General features: G+C 40.0%; 16 protein-coding genes. 11 read left to right on the forward strand and 5 right to left on the reverse strand.

Annotated features, from left to right (window positions below; genetic code table 11):
- Positions 1-69: 69 nt before the first annotated feature.
- The 6 genes from JKG61_RS00985 to JKG61_RS01010 all read left to right on the forward strand — a co-directional run bounded on the left by JKG61_RS00985 (position 70) and on the right by JKG61_RS01010 (position 8,202).
- Entirely contained in the window at positions 70-750 is a 681-nt protein-coding gene (locus JKG61_RS00985) for a response regulator transcription factor (protein ID WP_202101129.1), read from the forward strand.
- 1 nt (position 751) lies between these two features.
- The gene (locus JKG61_RS00990; protein ID WP_202101130.1) at positions 752-2,086 is read left to right on the forward strand and encodes a sensor histidine kinase; all 1,335 of its coding nucleotides are present in this window, start codon (positions 752-754) and stop codon (positions 2,084-2,086) included.
- 68 nt (positions 2,087-2,154) lie between these two features.
- Positions 2,155-3,411, forward strand: coding sequence for a TolC family protein (locus JKG61_RS00995; protein ID WP_202101131.1), 1,257 nt, complete (start codon positions 2,155-2,157; stop codon positions 3,409-3,411).
- Positions 3,412-3,422: 11 nt separating this feature from the next.
- Entirely contained in the window at positions 3,423-4,523 is a 1,101-nt protein-coding gene (locus JKG61_RS01000; RefSeq protein ID WP_202101132.1) for an efflux RND transporter periplasmic adaptor subunit, read from the forward strand.
- A gap of 6 nt (positions 4,524-4,529) precedes the next feature.
- Entirely contained in the window at positions 4,530-7,625 is a 3,096-nt protein-coding gene (locus JKG61_RS01005; RefSeq protein WP_202101133.1) for an efflux RND transporter permease subunit, read from the forward strand.
- Between the two features lie 49 nt (positions 7,626-7,674).
- The gene (locus JKG61_RS01010) at positions 7,675-8,202 is read left to right on the forward strand and encodes a hypothetical protein (RefSeq protein ID WP_202101134.1); all 528 of its coding nucleotides are present in this window, start codon (positions 7,675-7,677) and stop codon (positions 8,200-8,202) included.
- A 27-nt stretch (positions 8,203-8,229) separates the two neighbouring features.
- Here the strand turns inward: JKG61_RS01010 and JKG61_RS01015 are convergent, their stop codons facing one another.
- Both JKG61_RS01015 and JKG61_RS01020 read right to left on the reverse strand, forming a co-directional pair.
- Positions 8,230-9,069, reverse strand: a complete 840-nt coding sequence (locus tag JKG61_RS01015; protein ID WP_202101135.1) for a prephenate dehydrogenase — start codon at positions 9,067-9,069, stop codon at positions 8,230-8,232.
- Positions 9,070-9,084: 15 nt separating this feature from the next.
- Complete coding sequence (locus JKG61_RS01020) at positions 9,085-10,251, reverse strand: pyridoxal phosphate-dependent aminotransferase (protein ID WP_202101136.1); 1,167 nt, start codon at positions 10,249-10,251, stop codon at positions 9,085-9,087.
- A gap of 224 nt (positions 10,252-10,475) precedes the next feature.
- Here JKG61_RS01020 and JKG61_RS01025 point away from each other — a divergent pair, with 224 nt between their 5' ends.
- From JKG61_RS01025 to JKG61_RS01040, 4 genes are all read left to right on the forward strand, one after another.
- The gene (locus JKG61_RS01025) at positions 10,476-12,314 is read left to right on the forward strand and encodes an ABC transporter ATP-binding protein (RefSeq protein ID WP_202101137.1); all 1,839 of its coding nucleotides are present in this window, start codon (positions 10,476-10,478) and stop codon (positions 12,312-12,314) included.
- 83 nt (positions 12,315-12,397) lie between these two features.
- On the forward strand, positions 12,398-13,588 hold the full coding sequence (gene mqnE, locus JKG61_RS01030; protein WP_202101138.1) for an aminofutalosine synthase MqnE: 1,191 nt from the start codon (positions 12,398-12,400) through the stop codon (positions 13,586-13,588).
- A gap of 9 nt (positions 13,589-13,597) precedes the next feature.
- Positions 13,598-14,218, forward strand: coding sequence for a histidine phosphatase family protein (locus tag JKG61_RS01035; RefSeq protein ID WP_202101139.1), 621 nt, complete (start codon positions 13,598-13,600; stop codon positions 14,216-14,218).
- Positions 14,218-14,964, forward strand: coding sequence for a menaquinone biosynthetic enzyme MqnA/MqnD family protein (locus JKG61_RS01040; RefSeq protein WP_202101140.1), 747 nt, complete (start codon positions 14,218-14,220; stop codon positions 14,962-14,964). The genes JKG61_RS01035 and JKG61_RS01040 overlap by 1 nt, the downstream gene beginning before the upstream one ends.
- Positions 14,965-14,980: 16 nt before the next feature.
- Here the strand turns inward: JKG61_RS01040 and JKG61_RS01045 are convergent, their stop codons facing one another.
- The 3 genes from JKG61_RS01045 to JKG61_RS01055 form a co-directional block, all read right to left on the reverse strand.
- A complete protein-coding gene (locus JKG61_RS01045; protein WP_202101141.1) occupies positions 14,981-18,016 on the reverse strand; it encodes an AAA family ATPase in 3,036 nt (1,011 codons plus the stop codon).
- 6 nt (positions 18,017-18,022) lie between these two features.
- Positions 18,023-19,249, reverse strand: coding sequence for a metallophosphoesterase family protein (locus JKG61_RS01050; protein WP_202101142.1), 1,227 nt, complete (start codon positions 19,247-19,249; stop codon positions 18,023-18,025).
- Positions 19,250-19,358: 109 nt separating this feature from the next.
- A complete protein-coding gene (locus JKG61_RS01055) occupies positions 19,359-19,772 on the reverse strand; it encodes a c-type cytochrome (RefSeq protein WP_237249333.1) in 414 nt (137 codons plus the stop codon).
- Between the two features lie 191 nt (positions 19,773-19,963).
- Here JKG61_RS01055 and JKG61_RS01060 point away from each other — a divergent pair, with 191 nt between their 5' ends.
- Positions 19,964-20,656 carry a carboxylesterase family protein gene (locus JKG61_RS01060; RefSeq protein ID WP_202101143.1) on the forward strand — a complete coding sequence of 231 codons (693 nt, stop codon included), beginning with the start codon at positions 19,964-19,966 and terminating at the stop codon, positions 20,654-20,656.
- Positions 20,657-20,669 lie beyond the last annotated feature (13 nt).

Genomic DNA, 20,669 nt, shown 5'->3' on the forward strand with positions numbered 1-20,669 from the left:
ATTAGATTTTGTGAAAGGAGTATATTATGGATTAATTATTGATAGATTTGTAACTATTAAGAATGACTTATGCAAATATTAGTAGTAGAAGATGATAAACGTATAAGTGATTTTCTGATCAAAGGATTGGAAGAAAACGGTTATCTGGTCGTGCTATGTAAAACTGCCGAGGAGGTTCTGGACTCTTATCTCAATATCCCATGGGATCTGATCATTCTGGATGTGATGTTGCCACAGATGGATGGTATTCAATTAGCACAAACTCTACGCTACAAAAAGATATTTGCCCCTATACTGATGTTGAGTGCGCTGAACACAGTGCAGGACAAGGTATCGGCTTTGGATTATGGTGCCGATGATTATATTACTAAGCCTTTTCATTTTGATGAGTTGCTTTCCCGGATTAGGGCCCTTACTCGACGTACTCAATATCAGCAGCAAGAGGTACCAGTAAATGTGCTCAAGCATGGCAGCCTCTCTATTGATATGAATCAATATATCGTATTCCGTGAGGAGAAAGCTATCGACTTATCGCCAAGGGAGTTGAAATTGCTGTTGTATCTTATTGAAAACAAAGACCGAGCAGTAACACGAATACAGATACTCAATGCGGTATGGGGTATTACTTTTGACAATCAAACGAATGTAGTGGATGTATATATATCCTATTTGAGGAGTAAGATAGAGCAGGGAGATGAAAAATATATTTATACGGTAAAAGGAATAGGATATATGTTTAAGACCAATTAAAATGAAGTTACGACATAGACTCTCCCTATATTCCGTTGTCATATTCAGTGTGATTACTTTGATTATATCTTCGGTAATTTATGTGTCTTTTTATGCCGTGATGGAGAGAAAAGAAAGGGAATCTCTGGAAAGCAAATCGCTTTTGGCAGCTATTTATTATTTGGAACAGGATGAGCTTTCATTTATTGAACACGAGAGCATTAAGAACCAATTATTAAAGACGATTTCCCGAAAGAATATTATTCTCTTAGATAAGGATAACAATCGATTTAATGGAGATATGTCTCCGATTTCTGTTATTGATTCTGCTTTTATTGACAAAGTCCGAAAAGAACGAATTGCACATTTTGATACTAATGATTTTTTCTATAATGGGAGGTTCTATGAGGATAATCAAGGGGATTTTGTGGTTGTGACGCGAGAGACGAAAGACGGATTTAACGAACAGATGCACTCTCTTTTTCAAATCTTATTAATTGTATCTCTATTGGGGATACTATCCATTTTTCTCGTCTCTCAATATTTAGGAACAATAGCTTATGAACCTATTGTACGGATAATAGATGAAATTAAAAGAAAGGATACGAAGAACTTTAATGAGCCTATTATTCTGAAAAAGACCTACTACGAAATAAATGATCTGATAAATACATATAACCATTTTGTCGACCGCATAGCACAAACGTTTAATGTTCAGAAGAATTTTATTGATTATGTTTCTCATGAACTTCGAACTCCAATTACGGCATTGTTGGGTACATTGGAGGTAACCAATAGTAAAAAACGCACTGTAGACGAATATGAAACAGTAATTGCCCAACTCAAACAATACACAGCTGATCTGCAGGATACATTAGATAATATGGCGCTGTTGTCCGGTGCGAAAACTTCGTTTGAATTTGCTGTTTTGCGTGTGGATGAAATTATTTGGTCTGTCATTGAAAATGCAATATTATACCACCAAGCTAAAATCGAGGTGGAAATGGAGGTGGAAAACAATGAAATCCTTAGTTTTGAAGGGAACGATAAATTGTTGGAATTGGCCATAGGAAACCTTGTCGAGAATGCTTTGAAATACTCTGATAATGATGTTATCAAGGTAACTATAAAAGAAAGCCAAGGACAATTGGTTGTACTTCTTGAGGATAGAGGCATAGGTATCCTCCAAGAAGATATAGGTAACATCAAGCAGAATTTCTTTCGAGGACAAAATGTAAGGGGGTATCAAGGAAAGGGAATAGGCCTCTCCATGGCTAACGTGATCTTACAACTACATCGAATAAGTCTTGGAATTGAAAGTAATAGTTCCGGAACTACCATTATATTGACATTCTAATCTACTTCTAATCTAAATGGGACTTCACCTTAATGTACAGCAACTAGTTTTGCGGTATAAAATACAGTATGGTGAAAAAAGTCTTTTTATTAATCTTCTTATTCCTTTTAAAAGGAACAATTCATGCACAGTCTTATTCGCTGCTTGACTTAGAGGCGTTATTTCTAAAGAACAACTTTTTGTTATTGGCACAGCGGTATAATATTGAACGGGTGGATGCAGAGGCACTTCAAGAGAAGGTTTGGAACAATCCTACGCTGAGTATTAGTGAGGTTAACCTTTGGAAAAACACGGAGCACGAAGAATTACCTCCCATTTTTGGAAATTATGGTAAAGCACAGCAAATTTCTATTGAACTTGAACAGTTAGTAGAAACAGCTGGAAAGCGAAAGAAAAGGATAGCGTTAAAAAATCTGGAAAAGAAGGATGCTTTGTTAGAATATGAGGAATTACTACGTCAACTGAAAAAGGAGTTAAGACAGGGATTCTACAAGGTCGAGCGCTTGAATGCTGAAGAACAGCAGTTGCAGACGGTGGTAACACTCTATGAAGAGCTTCAAAAGCAATATGCTTCACAAGTCCAAAAACAGAATGTATCCCAAGCGGATTTTTACCGTGTGCAATCAGAATTGGTAGCCTTGCAGCGTGAGATAATGGCGCTAGAGGCAGATAAGCTAGAAGCGATTAGTGTGCTGCGGACTCTCACGCAGGTGCCCGATATCGATTCCAAGGATTTGAAATTCACACGGGGAGAGATCGATTACACTTCCAGTCTCCCCAACGATATGCTGGCCGTAGCGTTAGAACAGAATATAGGTTTGAAGCGTCAAAATAATGCTTCGCAATCTGCTGAGAAAAAGCTTGTCCTCGAACGTGCTCTGCGTAAACCCGACGTTACCGTCCAACTAGGCTATGACCGTGGAGGAAATATAATGCGCGATTTTGTTGGTTTAGGAGCCCAGATAGACCTTCCTATATTCAATAGAAATAAAGGTAATATCAAAGCTGCTCAGTTCGAGATCGAGCAAGAAAAGGCTATGGGGCTATCTGTCCGTGCCGAAGTTGAATCCACACTTGTACGATTGCAGAAGCAACTACATAGTTATGAACGTATGTTGCAACGCTGGGATAAAGAACGGATTATGGAGCAGGAAAAAATGTGGATCAGTTACAATAAACATTTACAAAATCGCCAGATTACCCTCTTGGAGTTTATTGATTTTACGCAAGCATATAAGGAGGCTCAACAATCTCAAGCAGAGCTTCTGGAGGATTATAAGAATACCTACGAAGAGTTACAATATATTGTTGGAATAGATTTTTAGAATATTTACAGATGAAGCATAGTTACTTATTATTAGCACAGGTAGTTGTAGTTCTACTGCTTGCAGCGTGCAAACACACAGGAGCACCTAAGCAAGAGACTGAGGTCGTACAAGACACATTCTGCCTGAGTGATATGTTGAAGAAGAAAACGAGTATCGTCGCTGTAGAAGAGCGCCCGATAACAGAACAATTGACTCTTTCTGGCAAGATTGAATATAATGAGAACGACCTTGTCGCTTTCAGAAGTCTGTTGGAAGGAAGTGTTGAGCAGGTGCAGTTTGAACTCGGAGACCATGTCCGTAAAGGACAGGTACTGGCTACGATCCGTTCGGCAGAGATACAAGGTCTGTATCAGGAAAAGAGAAATAAAGAAAATGAGATCCAACTGTTGAAAAATCAGATCAAGACAAAAAAGGAAATGTTGGAAGACGGGTTGTTTTCCGCTCCTGAGCTTATGCAGATGGTACATGAACTGGAACATGCAAAAATCGAATTGGAGCGTATTGTTGAGTCGTTGGCATTATATAGATCGGTTGGTTCGAATGCCTTTCAGGTATTGGCACCCAAGGACGGTTATATCATTCAAAAATCCATAAGTGCTGGACAGAATATTGTGTCGGATAGCGATCCTTTGTTCTCTATATCAAATTTGAAGGAGGTCTGGGTGATGGTGAATATCTACGCCACCAATCTACGTTATGTACAGGTTGGAGATCAAGTTAAGGTACGCACTGTCGCTTATCCGGATCAAGCGTATACAGGTAAGATCGATAAGATCTATAATGTGTTTGATGACAATGAACATGTCTTGAAGGCCCGCGTAGTTTTAGCAAATCCGACATTGAAACTTATGCCAGGACTGAGTGCTGATATCATTATTGATAAAAAGAACAGTCAAGGCGATGCCCTTGCTATTCCTAATAATGCCGTGGTGTTCCATAACAATCATGAATATATTGTCGTGTACAAGGATGATTGTCATTTAAGGACGTTGCCTATTACCCAAGTAGGAAGCAATGAGGAGTATACATTTATAGCGGAGAAACTAGAACCGGGAGAACAGGTAGTTGGTTCCAACGCGTTGTTAATTTATGAAGAGTTAAGCAAATAGGGAAATATGAAGAGATTAGTACAACGCTTGGTTACATTTTCTTTGCATAATACAACATTTGTATTATTTGCGACATTGGCTTTATTGTTTGCAGGCGTGTATGCGCTTCGGCATACGGCTATTGAAGCGTTCCCAGATGTAACTAATACGCGTGCACGTATCATAACGCAGTGGCCAGGCCGGAGTGCCGAGGAAATGGAAAAACTGGTCACTCTGCCCATATCCAAAGAGGTAAACAGTATTCCCCACAAATCAAGTGTACGGTCTATATCACTTTTTGGTCTTTCGGTGGTGACGGTACAGTTTGAGGATGGAGTTGATGATTTCTATGCACAGCAATATGTGTCGAATAAACTCAGTGGCGTGGATCTGCCCGATGGGGCGGAAGCCGAAATAGAACCACCATCTGGTGCTACCGGTGAAATTTTTAGGTATATCATTCGTTCGGATAAGCCGATTCGTGACATTACCGCCATACAAGACTGGGTTATCGAAAGAGAATTGTTGGGCGTTCCCGGTGTTGCCGATGTGGTTAGTTTTGGTGGGGAGGAAAAGATCTATGAGATCAAAATTAACCCTACCGAGTTAAAGAATTTTGACCTGACTCCGTTGGACGTATATGATGCGGTTTCTAAGTCGAATATCAACGTAGGGGGAGATGTTATTGAGCAGGGCGATCAAGCTTATGTAGTGAGGGGAGTAGGACTTCTGGATAAGATTGAGGATATCGGGAATATTACGGTCAAGTTGAATGGTACGGTACCTGTATTGATTAAGAATGTAGCGGATGTATCGGTGTCGAGCAAACCGCGTTTGGGGCAGGTGAGTTTTAATGAAGCGGAGGATGTGGTACAGGGAATTGTAGTGATGCTACGTGGAGAAAATCCTTCTGAAGTTATTACCAATTTGAAAGACAAGATCGAGGAACTTAATGAGAGAGTGTTGCCCAATGGAGTAGAAATGGAAACCGTGATCGACCGGACAACATTGGTAGACAATACGGTACGTACGGTGTCAGGCAATTTAATCGAGGGGATTCTGCTGGTGTCACTGATTGTGTTTGTATTCTTGTACAATTGGAAGTCTACTTTTATCGTAGCCTCGGTTATCCCTCTCTCTTTTCTATTTGCTATTATAGCATTGAAAATACAAGGGCTGCCCGCCAATTTGATTTCCATGGGATCTTTGGATTTTGGCTTGCTGTTGGAAGGAACGCTAGTAATTGTAGAGACGGTGTTTGTCTCTTTGGCGACGTTATCGCATCGGGTTGGACCAGAGCGTTTTGCGAAGATGAGTAAGTTGGGCGTCATCAAAAAGAGTACAGGCAGCGTAGCTACTTATATCTTCTTTGCACTGAGTATTTTGATTGTAGCATTATTACCTATATTCTCTTTTCAGAAAGTGGAAGGAAAGATGTTTTCACCTCTTGCTTTTACGTTAGGATATGCACTTTTGGGGTCACTGATACTCAGTTTGACGTATGTGCCCGCCATGTGTAAATTACTTTTCACAAAAGGGGTCGAAGAGAAAGAGAACTTTATAACCAGATTTTTCCAACGTAATATTTATGGTCTATATACGACTGCATTTCGCTATAAAAAAACAACTATTGCTGTCTTTGTAGCCATATTGGGGCTATGTGCTTTTCAGTTTTCTCATTATGGATCGGAATTCTTGCCAAAACTGAATGAAGGAGCTATCTATATTAGGGCAACTTTGCCGAATAGTGTCAATCTAAAAGAGTCGACAAAGCTTACCAAAGAAATGAAAGAGCTGATGATGGAAGGCTCTGAAGAGATCGATTTTATATTGACGCAGACTGGGCGCCCCAACGACGGTACGGATCCTACCGGTTTCTTCAATATAGAATTTAATGTGCAACTCAAAGATGTTAAAGATTGGACACGAAGCGTCTCCAAAGAAGATATTATTCAAGAACTTCGAGATAAGTTGGCGCATTATCCAGGTGTTAGTTTTGGATTTAGTCAACCTATACAAGACAACGTAGAAGAGTATGTGGCAGGAGTAAAGAGCTCGCTCGTGATCAAGATATTTGGGACGGATCTTTATGATCTGGAAAACTATGCCGACCAGGTAGCGACGTCTATTGCTAAAGTAGAAGGAATTACGGATATCAATGTTTATAAAAATATTGGGTTACCGGAATTACGTATACAATTGCATGATGCTAAAATGGCTCGGTATGGTATTTTTACGGCAGATGTCCAAGCGGTTATCGCTATGACAATAGGAGGACAGGCTGCTACTAAATTTTATGAAGACGATCGGCAATTTGATGTGATGGTCCGTTTCGAAGAGAGCTACCGGGATTCGAAGGAGAAAATTGGAAATATTTTGATACCCACTAGTAATGGACAGAATGTTCCCTTGCAGGAGATCGCCACTATAGGCTACCAGACTGGGCCTGCATTTATTTATCGCGAAGGCAATAGCCGTTACATAGGTGTTGGTTTTAGTATTGATGGCCGGGATCTAGGTAGTACGATTGAGGAGGCCAGAAAAGTGGTGGATAAAGAGGTGAAATTGCCTAAAGGACATCATATGGAGTGGGCAGGAGAGTTTGAAAGTAAGGAGCGTGCAGCGAAACAGCTGGCGATGGTTGTCCCGGTATCGCTGGTGCTTATATTATTGCTTTTATATTCTAACTTCGGTAATTTTAAGGATACGGCTATTTCTTCTTTGACCCTTGCTTTTGCCTTTATAGGTGGGTTTATATCGCTTTGGGCTACAGGGACAATCTTTGGTATATCGGCAGGTATAGGTTTCATCATCTTGTTTGGTGTTGCCACTATCGATGGTATCGTACTCATCGGCGTGATACGGGACAATATGCGGCACAAGATGAAGCTGAGAGAAGCCATCGATAACGGAGTTAAAAGTAGGATTCGTCCTGTAGTAATGATTGCTCTTATGGGATCTATGGGGTTGCTTCCGGCTGCGATGTCTACAGGGATGGGCTCGGAGATCCAAAAGCCATTGGCCATTATGATCGTAGGAGGACTGTTGATCTGTCTACTTCTTTCCTTTACGGTGATTCCTGTTGTATTCTATTGGGTATACGCAAAAAGTGAGAAGAACTAAAATATGAGGAAGAATGATTAGAATGTAGATAAATGCTTATTTTTGCAGAATGAGCAAAAGAAATATGAACAAGGGACAAAAAGAAACACCTCAACGTCCGGTGGATCGCTATTTTAAAGAAATGGATAGTGTATTTGCTAAAGGAAATAAAGGTTTATATACTATCTTTTTGTCTCTTGCTTTTTTTGGTATTATGGGGCTAATTTGGATGATTCCGTTTCCCCAGTTTGACTTTTTAGTCCGCATGAATGCACATACCTTCTTGAATTGGGGATCTATATTTATTGCTATAGTTGTATATAGTTATCTGAAGTTGGCCCCCACGCTGTCCTACGCCGTTTTATTCTGTATAGGTATTATGAGTTTCTTCATTGTACAGTTGGAGTATGTAGAGCGTGATGGAGGACCATCGGTGGTGTTGGTCTGTTCCAGTATAGCGCTGGTGTCGCTGTTGGTTCTATTCTTCCTGACAAGAAAAGAAGGAAGTTTAGGTCTTAAGCACTTTTTGGCATTATTGGGAATTGGACCGATATGGCTATGGTCTAAGGCTTTTGATCGTTTTAAATGGAAGTATTAAATAAAAAAAGGAGCATTGCTCCTTTTTCTATTTAATAATGCGTTTTATTTTGTTGGATTTTTTAATCAGTTTATACAGCCCCTCATAGTCTTGGTCTTCTAGCTTATCGTGCAGTTTTTGTAGCTGCTTGATATGTTCTTCCAATACCTCTAGGACGTTATTCCTATTTTGTTTGAAGATGGGGGTCCACATATCTGGAGAAGACTTGGCTAGACGTACAGTCGATTCAAATCCCGAACCCGCGAGTTCAAAAATACGTCCTTGTGATTTTTCCTTCTCCAATACGGTGAGAGCGAGTGCAAACGAGGTCAAATGCGAAATATGGGATACATAAGCCGTATGCATATCATGTTCTTCTGCATTCATAAATAGGCTTTTCATTTCCAACTGTTCGGTAATCGCATCTGCGATATCAAAAGCATCCTCATCTGTACGAAAGGCATCGACATACACCATGTTTTTACCTTTGAATAAATCGGGTAGGGCCGCTTCCGGACCGGAATATTCTGTACCAGCCATAGGGTGAGCTGCGATATACCGTCCTCGTTTAGGATGTTCTGCAATACCCTGTAGAATGTTTGTTTTGGTCGATCCCATATCGATTACTACCTGTTTATCGACTTGATCGAGGATTATTGGTGCCAACTGCATAATGGTATCGACAGGTGTAGTCAGGAGAATAACCTTCGAATGCTGTACAGCGTCTTCTAAAGTCATGATCTCATCTACTAGACCGAGCTGCATGGCTTTCTTTTGGTTGGTTTCATTTTTGTCTACACCAATTATTTTGTCGAAAGATTTAGTCTCCTTCAATCGGATGGCTGTAGACCCGCCAATCAATCCGATCCCGACAATAGCTATATTCATTTTATAGTACTTACTTTACTCACTAATCATTGATGCGATACGATTTAAAGCTGCATCGAGAACTTCTGTTTTGGCGCATAGGCTGATGCGGATATAATTGTTTCCCGCGTTTCCAAAAATCCCGCCTGGAGTGATAAAGACCTTCGCGTTATACAGCGTTTTGTCGCTCAGTACATAGCCGTCGGCATATTGCTCAGGCACCTGGGCCCAAACAAAAAGCCCTACCTGATCTGGATCATATTTACATCCCAATAGGTCCATAATATGAAAAACTTTTTCTCTTCGCTTGCTGTATTCTCCATTCAACTGCGTATACCAGGAGCTATCTAGATTTAGAGCTTTTGCCGCTGCAAGCTGTAAGGGGAGAAACATGCCCGAGTCCATATTGCTCTTGAACCGTAATATTTCATTGATCCGGTTTTCGTGTGCGACCAACATGCCGATACGCCATCCAGCCATGTTGGATGATTTACTCAAGGAATTTAATTCAATAGACACTTCTTTCGCGCCTTCTACAGCCATGATACTCTCAGGATGATCGTTTAATATGAAACTGTAAGGGTTGTCATGACAGATCAATATATTATATTTTTTTCCAAATGCAACTGCAGCTTCAAAAAAGTGTCTGTGGGCTCGTGCTCCAGTTGGCATGTGTGGATAGTTGATCCACATCATTTTGACCTTGCTGAGGTCCATTTTTTCTATCGATTCAAAATCAACAAGCCAATTGTTGTCCTGAGTCAAATCGTATGGGACAGCTGTAGCTCCCGAAATCTTTACGGCTGAAGTATATGCCGGATATCCGGGATTTGGAATAAGCACCTCATCACCTTCCTGTAGGTAGGTCATACAAATGTGTACAATGCCTTCTTTTGAACCTATTAGAGGAAGTATTTCAGTAGTTGGATTTAAAATAACACCATAATATCGTGAATACCAATCGGCCATGGCTTGACGTAACACAGGCGATCCTTTATAGTTTTGATAACCATGTGTGTTGGTCTGAGCAGCTTGCTCGGTCAGTACTTGGATGACTTCTGGATGAGGCGGTAGATCAGGACTTCCGATACCTAGATTGATTACCTGTGCTCCCGCCTTGTTCATCTCGTCAATTTCTCTCAACTTCCTAGAAAAGTAATATTCTTCCGTCTGTTGTAGCCTTTTCGCAACTTCGATGTTCATTATTTTAAATTTGGTGCTAAATTTATAAAAACAAAATCGCTTTGTTGAATTATTTGGTCATAAAATAGCTAATAACTGTAAATAGTATAAAACCCATGTGTTTACACGGCGATATTGTATTTAGAGTCTTGGATATAATTTAATGTTCTGACGAAATACTAGTATTAGTCAAAAGTAGGATTGATGAAGGTTTTTTTCTATTTTTGTTATTCTTAGTTTTTTGGATGAAGACATACTTTAGATTATTATCATTTGCTAAACCAATTGGCAGATTTGCTATACCCTACGTGTTTTGTACAATAATTACCGTTGTATTTGGAACGTTAAATTTGGCATTACTTATACCATTATTATCTGTTTTGTTTAAAGATGCTGAAGATGTCTCCTCGGCAGTGGTTCCTTTTTTGGAACGACCGGAACATTTCTACGAAATCAAAGATTGGTTTAATTACTTGTCTCAGAGCCTCTATTATGAATATGGCCCATATGAAGCGCTTAAATACATCTGCATAATTATCGTAGCTTCTGTCTTTATCTCTAATGTATTTCGTTATTTCTGTCAACGGATTATGGAAAACTTTAGAATCCATACTCTGCTAAGATTGCGTAAGGCAGTTTTTGAAAGTGTCATGGATCTCCATTTAGGTTTCTTTACCAATCAGAGAAAGGGAGACGTTATATCGAAAATTGCTTCAGATGTCGGTACAGTACAATACTCCGTAACAGGGACCCTTCAGGTTGTGTTTAAAGAACCGCTTCAACTTATTGCTTATCTGATTACCTTGTTCTTGATTTCACCTCAATTGACTTTATTCTCCATAACTGTAATTCCCGTTTCAGCTTTTCTCATAGCGCGGATCGTCAAGAATTTGAAACATCAGGCGCGTGCTGGACAGGAATCGTTTGCTAATATGATTACTTATTTGGATGAAGCATTATCCGGTATTAAAATAATCAAGTCGTTTAACGCTACCTTTTTTGTTAAAAAACGTTTTCAGGAGGAGAATGAACACTATGCGGATATAATGCGTAAAATGGCTGCCAGACAACAGATGAGTTCACCCGTTTCAGAATTATTAGGAGTTATTATGGTGGCCGTCATTTTGTTGTATGGTGGGAATTTGGTGCTTTCGGGAGAGGGGGATCTTTCTGCAGAAGCGTTTATCGGTTATATTGCCTTATTTTCGCAAGTAATGCGACCGGCAAAGGCGTTAACAGATTCTTTTAGTGGGATTCATAATGGATTGGCAGCAGGAGAGCGCGTATTGGAACTTATAGATGAAAAGTGTATGGTCAAGGATAAAGAAAACGCTGTTGTCGTTGAATCTTTCCAGGAGGCTATACAGTTTAAAAGCGTTGAATTTAATTATGGTGAGCGGAATGTGTTGAAAGGAATCGATTTTCGGATTGGTAAAGGAGAGACGATTGCTCTGGTAGGACCATCAGGAGGAGGTAAGACTACTTTGGTAGATTTGATACCTCGATTTATGGATGTCACATCAGGGGCCATTTATTTTGATGGCATCGATCTGCGTGACTTGAATCAAGATTCTTTACGATCTTTGATAGGCACTGTAAACCAAGAATCTGTTCTGTTCAACGATACTATTTTTAATAACATTGCTTTTGCTAATCCATTGGCGACTATCGAACAGGTAGAGCAGGCTGCACGTATAGCGAATGCGCACGATTTTATAGTTAAAACAACAGAAGGATATCAGACTAATATAGGTGATCGGGGATCAAAATTGTCCGGTGGACAGCGTCAACGGATCTGTATCGCACGGGCAGTACTCAAAAATCCACCTATTATGCTGTTGGATGAGGCAACATCGGCATTGGATACCGAATCCGAAAGACTGGTACAGGACTCGTTGTACAAATTAATGGAGAATAGAACAACTGTTGTAATAGCCCACCGGTTGAGTACGATACAGAACGCAGATCGTATTGTAGTGTTGGATGGAGGAAAAATTGTCGAAGTAGGATCACATAATGAGCTTTTATTAAACAACGGTCTGTACCGTAAGTTGATCGATATGCAGCAATTTGTAGAGTCTTAGGATTCGATGTTGACACATATATTACCATTTCGTATTGGCTAATTTGATGCTTTTTAGCTAAATTTGTATAGAAGGAAAGACACATGGATGCGAATAAAGAGCTTGATTTTTTAATCAAAAGTGAATTAGATACCGACTTAAAAAGAATAGCAGAGAAGGTTGTAGCCCGAGAACGTATTACTTTTGAAGAGGGAGTAATGCTCTACGAAAGAGGGGAACTGAATTATCTAGGTGTTCTAGCGAACTATATCAGAGAGCGTAAACACGGAAATCGTACTTATTTTAACAGAAATTTTCATATTGAACCGACCAACGTATGTGTGTACGATTGTAAGTTTTGTTCTTACTCGCGTTTGATCAAACAACGCGATGAAGGATGGGAAATGGATGTAGAAGGTATGATGGATGTCGTTAGGCGCTATGATAATGAAGCTGTAACCGAAGTGCATATTACAGGAGGTGTAGTACCCAAACAGAATCTGGAGTTTTATGCTGATTTTTTTAAAAAATGTAAAGCACACCGCCCCGAACTGCATATTAAGGGATTGACTCCGGTTGAATACTATTATATCTTCAAGAAAGCTAAGTTAAGTCATTATGAAGGGATGAAATATCTGAAGGAATGCGGATTGGATTCGATGCCCGGAGGAGGAGCGGAAATTTTTCATCCAGAGGTACGTGAAAAAATTGCACATGATAAGTGTACAGCGGAGCAATGGCTGGATATACATACGCAGGCACATGCACTGGGGATGAATACAAATGCAACGATGCTCTATGGACATATTGAAGAATATTGGCATAGGGTAGATCATATGGAACGCCTGCGCCAATTGCAGGATAAAACCGGAGGATTTCAGACCTTTATACCTTTGAAATTCAGAAATAAGGATAACCAGATGTCTGATATCCCAGAAGTTTCGGTAATCGAAGACTTAAAAAACTATGCTATCGCACGTATCTATCTGGATAATTTTGACCATATCAAGGCTTATTGGGCAATGATATCGAGAGAAACGGCACAATTGTCGTTAGCTTATGGTGTCAATGATATCGATGGTACTCTAGATGATACCACCAAAATTTATAGTATGGCTGGTGCGGAAGAGCAAACTCCGGCGATGAGCACACAGCAATTGGTCGAATTGATAAAGAATGTAGGACGCCACCCGATTGAAAGAGATACCTTGTATAACGTCGTGACGGATTATAAGGATTTTGTTTTTGAAGAGGATAAGTCCAAGCGTTACTACGCTTTACCCGTAGTAAATTAAGTAAATAAATTGAAAAAAAGTTTCTATTTTATAAGACATGGGCAGACCGACCTTAATCTAAAAGGTATTGTACAGGGAAGGGGAGTGGATTCTCCACTGAATGCAAATGGTCTCCAACAAGCAGAGGCATTCTATGATGCTTATAAGGGTGTGGATTTTGATAAAATTTATACTTCTACATTGTTGCGTACACATCAAACTGTCGAACCCTTTAGCGCGAAAAATATTTCAGTAGAACAGTTGGAAGGATTGGACGAAATTAGTTGGGGCGTATACGAGGGGCAGGAGCAGAACGAAACCATCATGAGCGGTTTTGAAGCATTGGTACAGGCGTGGCGTAATGATGAACTGGATGTACGGGTCGAAAAAGGAGAGTCCCCCAATGAGCTTGTCGTTCGGCAGAGGCGTGCCATAGATTATATGCTAACGAAAACGGACGAAAAGAAGATACTGGTCTGTATGCATGGACGTGCATTGCGTATCATGTTATGCCATCTTACGAATGTCCCCGTTCGTCAGATGGATGATTTTCCACATACAAATACAGCACTGTATATTGTGGATTATGAAGATGGTGTATTTTCGATATCAGATTATTACAATACAGAACATTTGAAAGGATTATTATAATGAGTAAAGTGAGGGTTTCGGCTGTTAGCTATACCAATACATTGCCATTTTTGCAGGGGATCAAGGCTTCGCCTGTAATGGAAATGATTGAATTGAGTGTAGACTATCCTGCGGAATGTGCACGCAAAGTGATTACGAATGAAGCTGATCTGGGAATTATACCTGTGGCGGCATTGTTAAAGGTGGCTGATCCGATAATTATTACGGATTATTGTATTGGCTCGGATGGGGCCGTGGATTCTGTTTTTATCTTCTCGGACAAACCTATAGAGCAGATCAAGTCGCTTCGTCTGGACCTACAGTCGCGAACATCGAACGGATTAGCTCGTATTCTTTTGAAATATTATTGGAAAAATGAAGTCGATATTGTTTGGGAAGGCGATGCAGACGCTTACGTTTTGATCGGTGACCGTACTTTTGGAAAGAAAGAAACGGTACCTTATGTTTATGATTTAGGTTATTTTTGGAAGGAGCTGACGGGCCTACCTTTTGCATACGCGGTGTGGGTCGCCAACAAAGAATTACCTGTTGATTTTGTGGATCGATTCAACCAAGCGTTGGCAGAGGGAGTTGCCCATCCCAAAGATGTTATAGCGGGATTGTCTACCTATCCAAATTTCGATTATGAATTCTATCTCACCAAGAGTTTGAATTTTAATTTAGATAATCGCAAGAGACAGGCTATCGAGAAGTACCTCGACCTTTATAAAACTTTAGAGGAAATAGAAAAAGCTCCTACAGAATAGGAGCTTTTTCTATAGCCTAGTTATAGGTAATCTGGCTTCCCTTTTCGAGGTCTTTGGTGACGGAAACCGATCGCGGCATGCGTTCCTTTAATTCGTCGACGTGAGATATTATTCCTACAACTCTGTTTTCGTGATGCAGATATTGTAAGGTATCAAAGACGGTATTAATGCTTTCAGCATCCTGCGTACCAAACCCTTCGTCGATAAAGAAAAAATTTCGATCGGCCTTATTGAGAGATTGGATATTTTCGGCCAATGCTAAAGCTAAGCAAAGGGAGGCCTGAAAACTTTGCCCACCAGAAAGTGTTTTGACAGATCGTTGATGCCCTTCATGAAGAAAGTCGATGACTTCAAACTCGTTGCTTTCATTGAGACATAGGCTGAGCTGATTTTTGGTGAGTCTATGGAAACGTTGGTTTGCAATCTCACAAAGACGGGCTAGATGTATGCTCGAAACATAATTTATAAAGCCATTGCCCTTGAACATATTGTCGAGGGTTTTGAGGTTTTCTTTACGGCTATTCAGCTGTTCGTAGGTAGAAAGAAGTGTTTTTTTCTTACCCAACTCTATGGTAAGACGGGCTAGCTCTTTTTCTAGGGTACCACTTAATGTTAACTCCAGTTCGAGTTCTTCCTTCTTGAGTTCATGGATTTTTTCGATGTCGTCAAATGCTTCCTGTGAAAAAGTGCTGTTTTTCATCAGTTCTCTTAATTCGGCAATCCTTGTCTGTAGCGTGTTGTACTGCATGTAGAATTGTTGTATCCTTTCGCGAGTCTTTAGAATATCAAAACTTTTCTCGAGAATAGATTTCACAATGGTGATATCTTCAAATTGGAATTCCTTTAACAGGCTATTGATTGTCCCTTGCAAAGCTTGCAATTGAGCTGTGAGTGTTATATATTGTTCGTGGGCTTCGGAATACTGACCTGCAACCTCGGCAAATTGAGTCCGTCTTTGAATGATTATTTCACTCCATTCTATGTATTGTTTTTCGACGGTTTCAATTTTACGTTCTAGCTCACTTAAAGCTTTAACCAGTGTATATTTGTCCGCTTTTTCGTACGATTTGTAATCCGAGGTTTTCAATTGTTGGATATTGTGGCTTATCTTGGCGTCGACAATCTTTACCTGATTTTTGAAGTCATCTAAAGACTTTTCATATTTGGCTAGGTTTTCTTGTGTTTCTTGGATTTGCTTTCGAATATCTTTTATGGAGTTTTCCTGCTCAAGGATCTTTGCTTCTAACTGTTGTGCCTGTTTTTTTTGTATTTCAAAACTGCTACGGTTTCCTTTTTCGAAACTGTTCCAGGTAAAGGTACTGTCGTGCAGCGAAATCAAATCGTTGATTTCATTTTCCTGTTGTTTTAGGCCTTTAATATCGTCCAACTTATCCGTGATAAGAACGCTTATAGCAGACACTTTGGCGTATTGTTCTCTCAGTGCCTGATCTAGTTGTGTTAATTTGTCCCGTTCGTTGTCGAGCACCTTTACTTCGAGTACCCAGTCTTCCTCATGCATGGGGGCAGGATGCTCCAAAGACCCACATAAAGGACAAGGAGAACCATCGTGTAGTTTTAGTACATACTGAGAAAGCTCTTGTTTGACAAGTAGTGCATTTTCTCTTTCTTTTAAAAGGCTGCTTTCGGCAGCGACCTTATTTATTTTGTCCTTGAGTACGTCTTGCCAGTCCGTCTCCGAAAGATTGATTTCTTCGAGCTGTCCTCTATAGCTTGTAAGATCTTGAGTTAGCTTAGCGATTTTAGTATGAATGTCTAGCGAGTCCTTTCGTAGTTGTTCTTGCTTTTGATACCAATTTTCGACAGCCATCAACTCTTGTGTTTGGATTCGTGAGTTTTTCGCTATTTCGAGCTGTTCTTCTTCTTTCCCAAGTTGTACTGAAAGCTCTTTTTCTTTGTGTCGGGTCTGCTCTATATAAGGGGTACCACGGTCGACACGGCCTTGTAACTCAATTTTTTGTTGTTGTAGATCGGTATTTGTAATCAACAGTCTGTAATCATCTGTTTTTTTTCTGGAGGTAGCTAAAGCTTCATAATCCTCCTTTATACCTTCAAGCTGGGATGCGGTCTCCGCTATTTGCGTATTTAGTAATTGTTTGTTGTCTTTTAGTTTTTCTATTTTGATCAATAGCTGCTCCTTACGGGAAGTGATGTCGTGGAGGTTATTGATGGGCTCTCTAAAGTTTTGGGTCACCGATTCAAACTGTTGCAGTTCTTTTTCATAACGTTGAATCTGGGGGGATTGTAATTCCAGCTCCGCTAGCTGTTGTTCTTTATGGTCAAGATCACTCTTGTTTTCTTTTTCTAACCGTAGTGCATGAAGCTGTTGTGCTATTTTTTCAAACTCTAACTTAACGTTTGCCAAGTTTCTCTTTGATTCTATCAGTGAATGTTCCTGTTGTACAATGATTTCTTCGGAAACTTCCTCATAGCCCGTAAGTGCACCTTTAATATGTTCTATCTTTTTGTTGTTGTCGCTCTGGAGTAAGCTGACCTTAGGCCCGAGATCATATTGGTTCAGAAAAAATATTTCTTTCATCATATCCGATCGCTCTTTGCCTTTGAGTTCGAGAAATTCCATGAACTGCCCTTGCGGGATGATGATCGTACGTCTAAAATTTGGATAGGACAGATTGGTAACTTTGACGCCATCTGCTGATTCTAAGGGAAGCCAGTTGCTGTCTTTCCACTCGTAAGCATACCGCTCGATACTAGTTGTCTCTTCAAATTTCTTTTTACGGCGCCATTGCGCTACAAAGCGAAACTTACGCCCTTCAAAATTGAGAAAGTGAAAGTCGATGATCGCCGTGTCTGATTTTAAATTGAGCATATTGTATGCTCTTTTTTCCTGTTTGTTTAGCCGTTCTGTTTCGCCGTATAGGGCAAAGCTGATGGCTTCTAAAATAGAAGATTTTCCAGAACCGACTGCTCCAAAGATTCCAAATAATCCACCTTCTGTGAGCTGTGTGAAGTCGACTTCTTGCTTTTTTTGGTAGGAATAAAGACCTTCTAAACTTAAATATATTGGCAGCATAGTAATTTATCCTTCTATATCTTTATTTTGTGTGAGCACTTCTTTGAATAAAGTGTTGATTTCTTCATTGGGGGACTGACCGTATTTGCTTTTAAAATAGTCGGCAAATAGGGAATATATATCTTGGTCCAAGCGGACGGGACTACTGCTATCTGTAGTTTCATGGATCCCTGTCAAAACTGGGATAATATGGACTATTCCATCGTGTGCCTCATGCAGTCGTTTTAGTTCTTGGGACGATAGGTACACATCTGTGACCATGGTCAACTCGATGAGCGTATTCGGGTTGGCTATAAGCCAGCTTACTGCTTCGTCTACAGCATTGAATTTTTTTCGGTGAAGCTTTCGTCCCTTGCTTAGACTTATTGGCGTCAACTGCACCGGCTGCTCGGGTTCAATGTCAATAAGTACTACTTTTTTTGTTTGACCGGCCTCGGCAAAAGAATAGGAAAGCGGAGCACTTGGATATATCACAGGAGCATGATGTCCTGGTATACGTTGATAGCGGTGTAGGTGTCCCAGTGCCGTGTATTGGATCGCATCTGGAATGCCATCGGTATAGGTGATATCGGCATTACCTATTTTAATTGGCTTCTCACCTTCGGGTTCTTCTAATATTTCACCTCCACGCTCCATCATATAGAGATGTGCTGTTAGTATATTGACCCCTTGGTGGTCACAGTATTGATCTGCCAATGTTTTCCAATGTGCGCTGAGCCACTGATTAAGTTGTTCGGATTTATCTTCAATTCCCAAAAATTGCTTGAGACGTATTTCATTGGCATACGGTGTGGTAAGCAGGCGTATGGGATAGGGAATATGTTGAAGTTGGAGTTCAAGGAATCCATGATCTGTTTTAGTGAGTCGAAAGTGATCTTCACTGGCAAACGGACTAATCACAGCATTCGGATAACCGATAAAGATAATACCGCAGGCCTTGGCCAAAGGATCCGCGGAGTCTATACGGTCTGGCGAGTCGTGGTTGCCTGCGATTGCAATCACTGGGCGTTTGCCATTTGCCGTAAGCCGTTTTAAGGTATTGTATAAAAGCTCTGTGGCTTCTACCGAAGGGTTGAATGTGTCAAAAAGGTCTCCAGCGACAATCACTAGGTCTACTTCTTGTTGTTCAGTAATTTGGCATATTTCATCTAAAACCTCCTTTTGTTCTACCAGTCTTGATACAAAATCAAGACGTTTTCCTAAATGCCAGTCAGCGGTGTGGAGTATTCTCATGGATATAAACCTGTATTTAATTTTTTAATGTCCCTTAGAGACAGGACCTCTTTTTATAGAGGAAAAATACAGATTTATATCCGAAATAGTAGTTAATAAATGTAAAACTTTAAGGTTGTATCGCTACGGTCTTAGGTTCTTTATTCCCATTATGGCATGTCTCGCATGTAATGTTTTGAATAACACCCTCCTGTTCATGCTTGAAATATTTAGTGTTTATTTTTTTTGTCATTTTCATCATTTCCCGAGCGATATTTTTATGAGGATTTGAATCGCTTGCGAAATCTAAGCCTTTTTCTCCATTTGGTTTTGCCGCATGGCAATAGTTACATTTAACGCCTAAGGCGGTGTTGAAGCCCTTCATGACGGTCTCTAAATTTTCATGTGAGATATTTTTTGGAAGTACTTTTAGATTTTTTGGTCCATCGGACTGAAGTTTTACGGGAGCATCTGTAAAAGCGCTGATTGCAAATATTACGGTCATAATGCCGCATAGAATAAAGAGTTTTGAACGATTTATCATGGTTATCTGTATTTTGCTATGGGCAATATAACAATTTGTTTTTAATTGTCATAATAAAGTCATGTGAAATGATTTTGTATTATTACTTGGAACTTTGTTGTGTACTTAATACTTAAGGGTTGATAAATGATGTTTTGAAACGTCATGCTGGTTTTATAGCTTTGCGCTCTTACTAAACGACAACGTAATTTATGAAAAAGAGCCTTTTTATAGCATTATTGTTTATCTGTTCGATGTCCCAGGTCTTCTCCATGGACATCACCCCGATAAAGAATAAAACAGTCTATGATTTTTTATTACGACTGCCAGAGAACTATGAAGAAGCAGGGGCCAAGCAACCTATTTTGGTATTCTTGCATGGAAAGAGTTTATCAGGTACTGATTTGACAAGAGTAAAGCGTTATGGTGTTTTGTATGCTATGGAAAGAGGACATGAGATTCCGGGAATTATTGTTGCACCGCAAACATCCAACGGTTGGAATCCTGATCAGGTAATGGAGGTTATAGACTACGTTCTTGCGAATTATAATGCAGATAGTTCGAGGGTATATGTGTGCGGAATGAGTATGGGGGGCTATGGGACGATGGATTTGGCTGGAAAATATCCCGAGAGGATTGCGGCCGCTGTAGCTATCTGTGGAGGAGGTACGCTGGGATACGCTTGCAATTTGACACAGGTTCCCTTGTGGATTCAACATGGTAATCGTGATCGGGCAGTGCCTCTATCAGAATCAAAAAAAATGTTTAATGCAATAAAAAAATGTGACCGTGATGCCGATGTTACTTTAACAGTGATTGCAGGAGGGACTCATGGTAGTGTAGAGCGACTATTTCATCAGGATGGAATCTATGATTGGTTGTTTTCTTATAGAAAGCTTAAATAAAAAAAGAGATGCT

The sequence above is a fragment of the Sphingobacterium faecale genome (assembly GCF_016746095.1).
Classification (GTDB): Bacteria; Bacteroidota; Bacteroidia; order Sphingobacteriales; family Sphingobacteriaceae; genus Sphingobacterium; species Sphingobacterium faecale.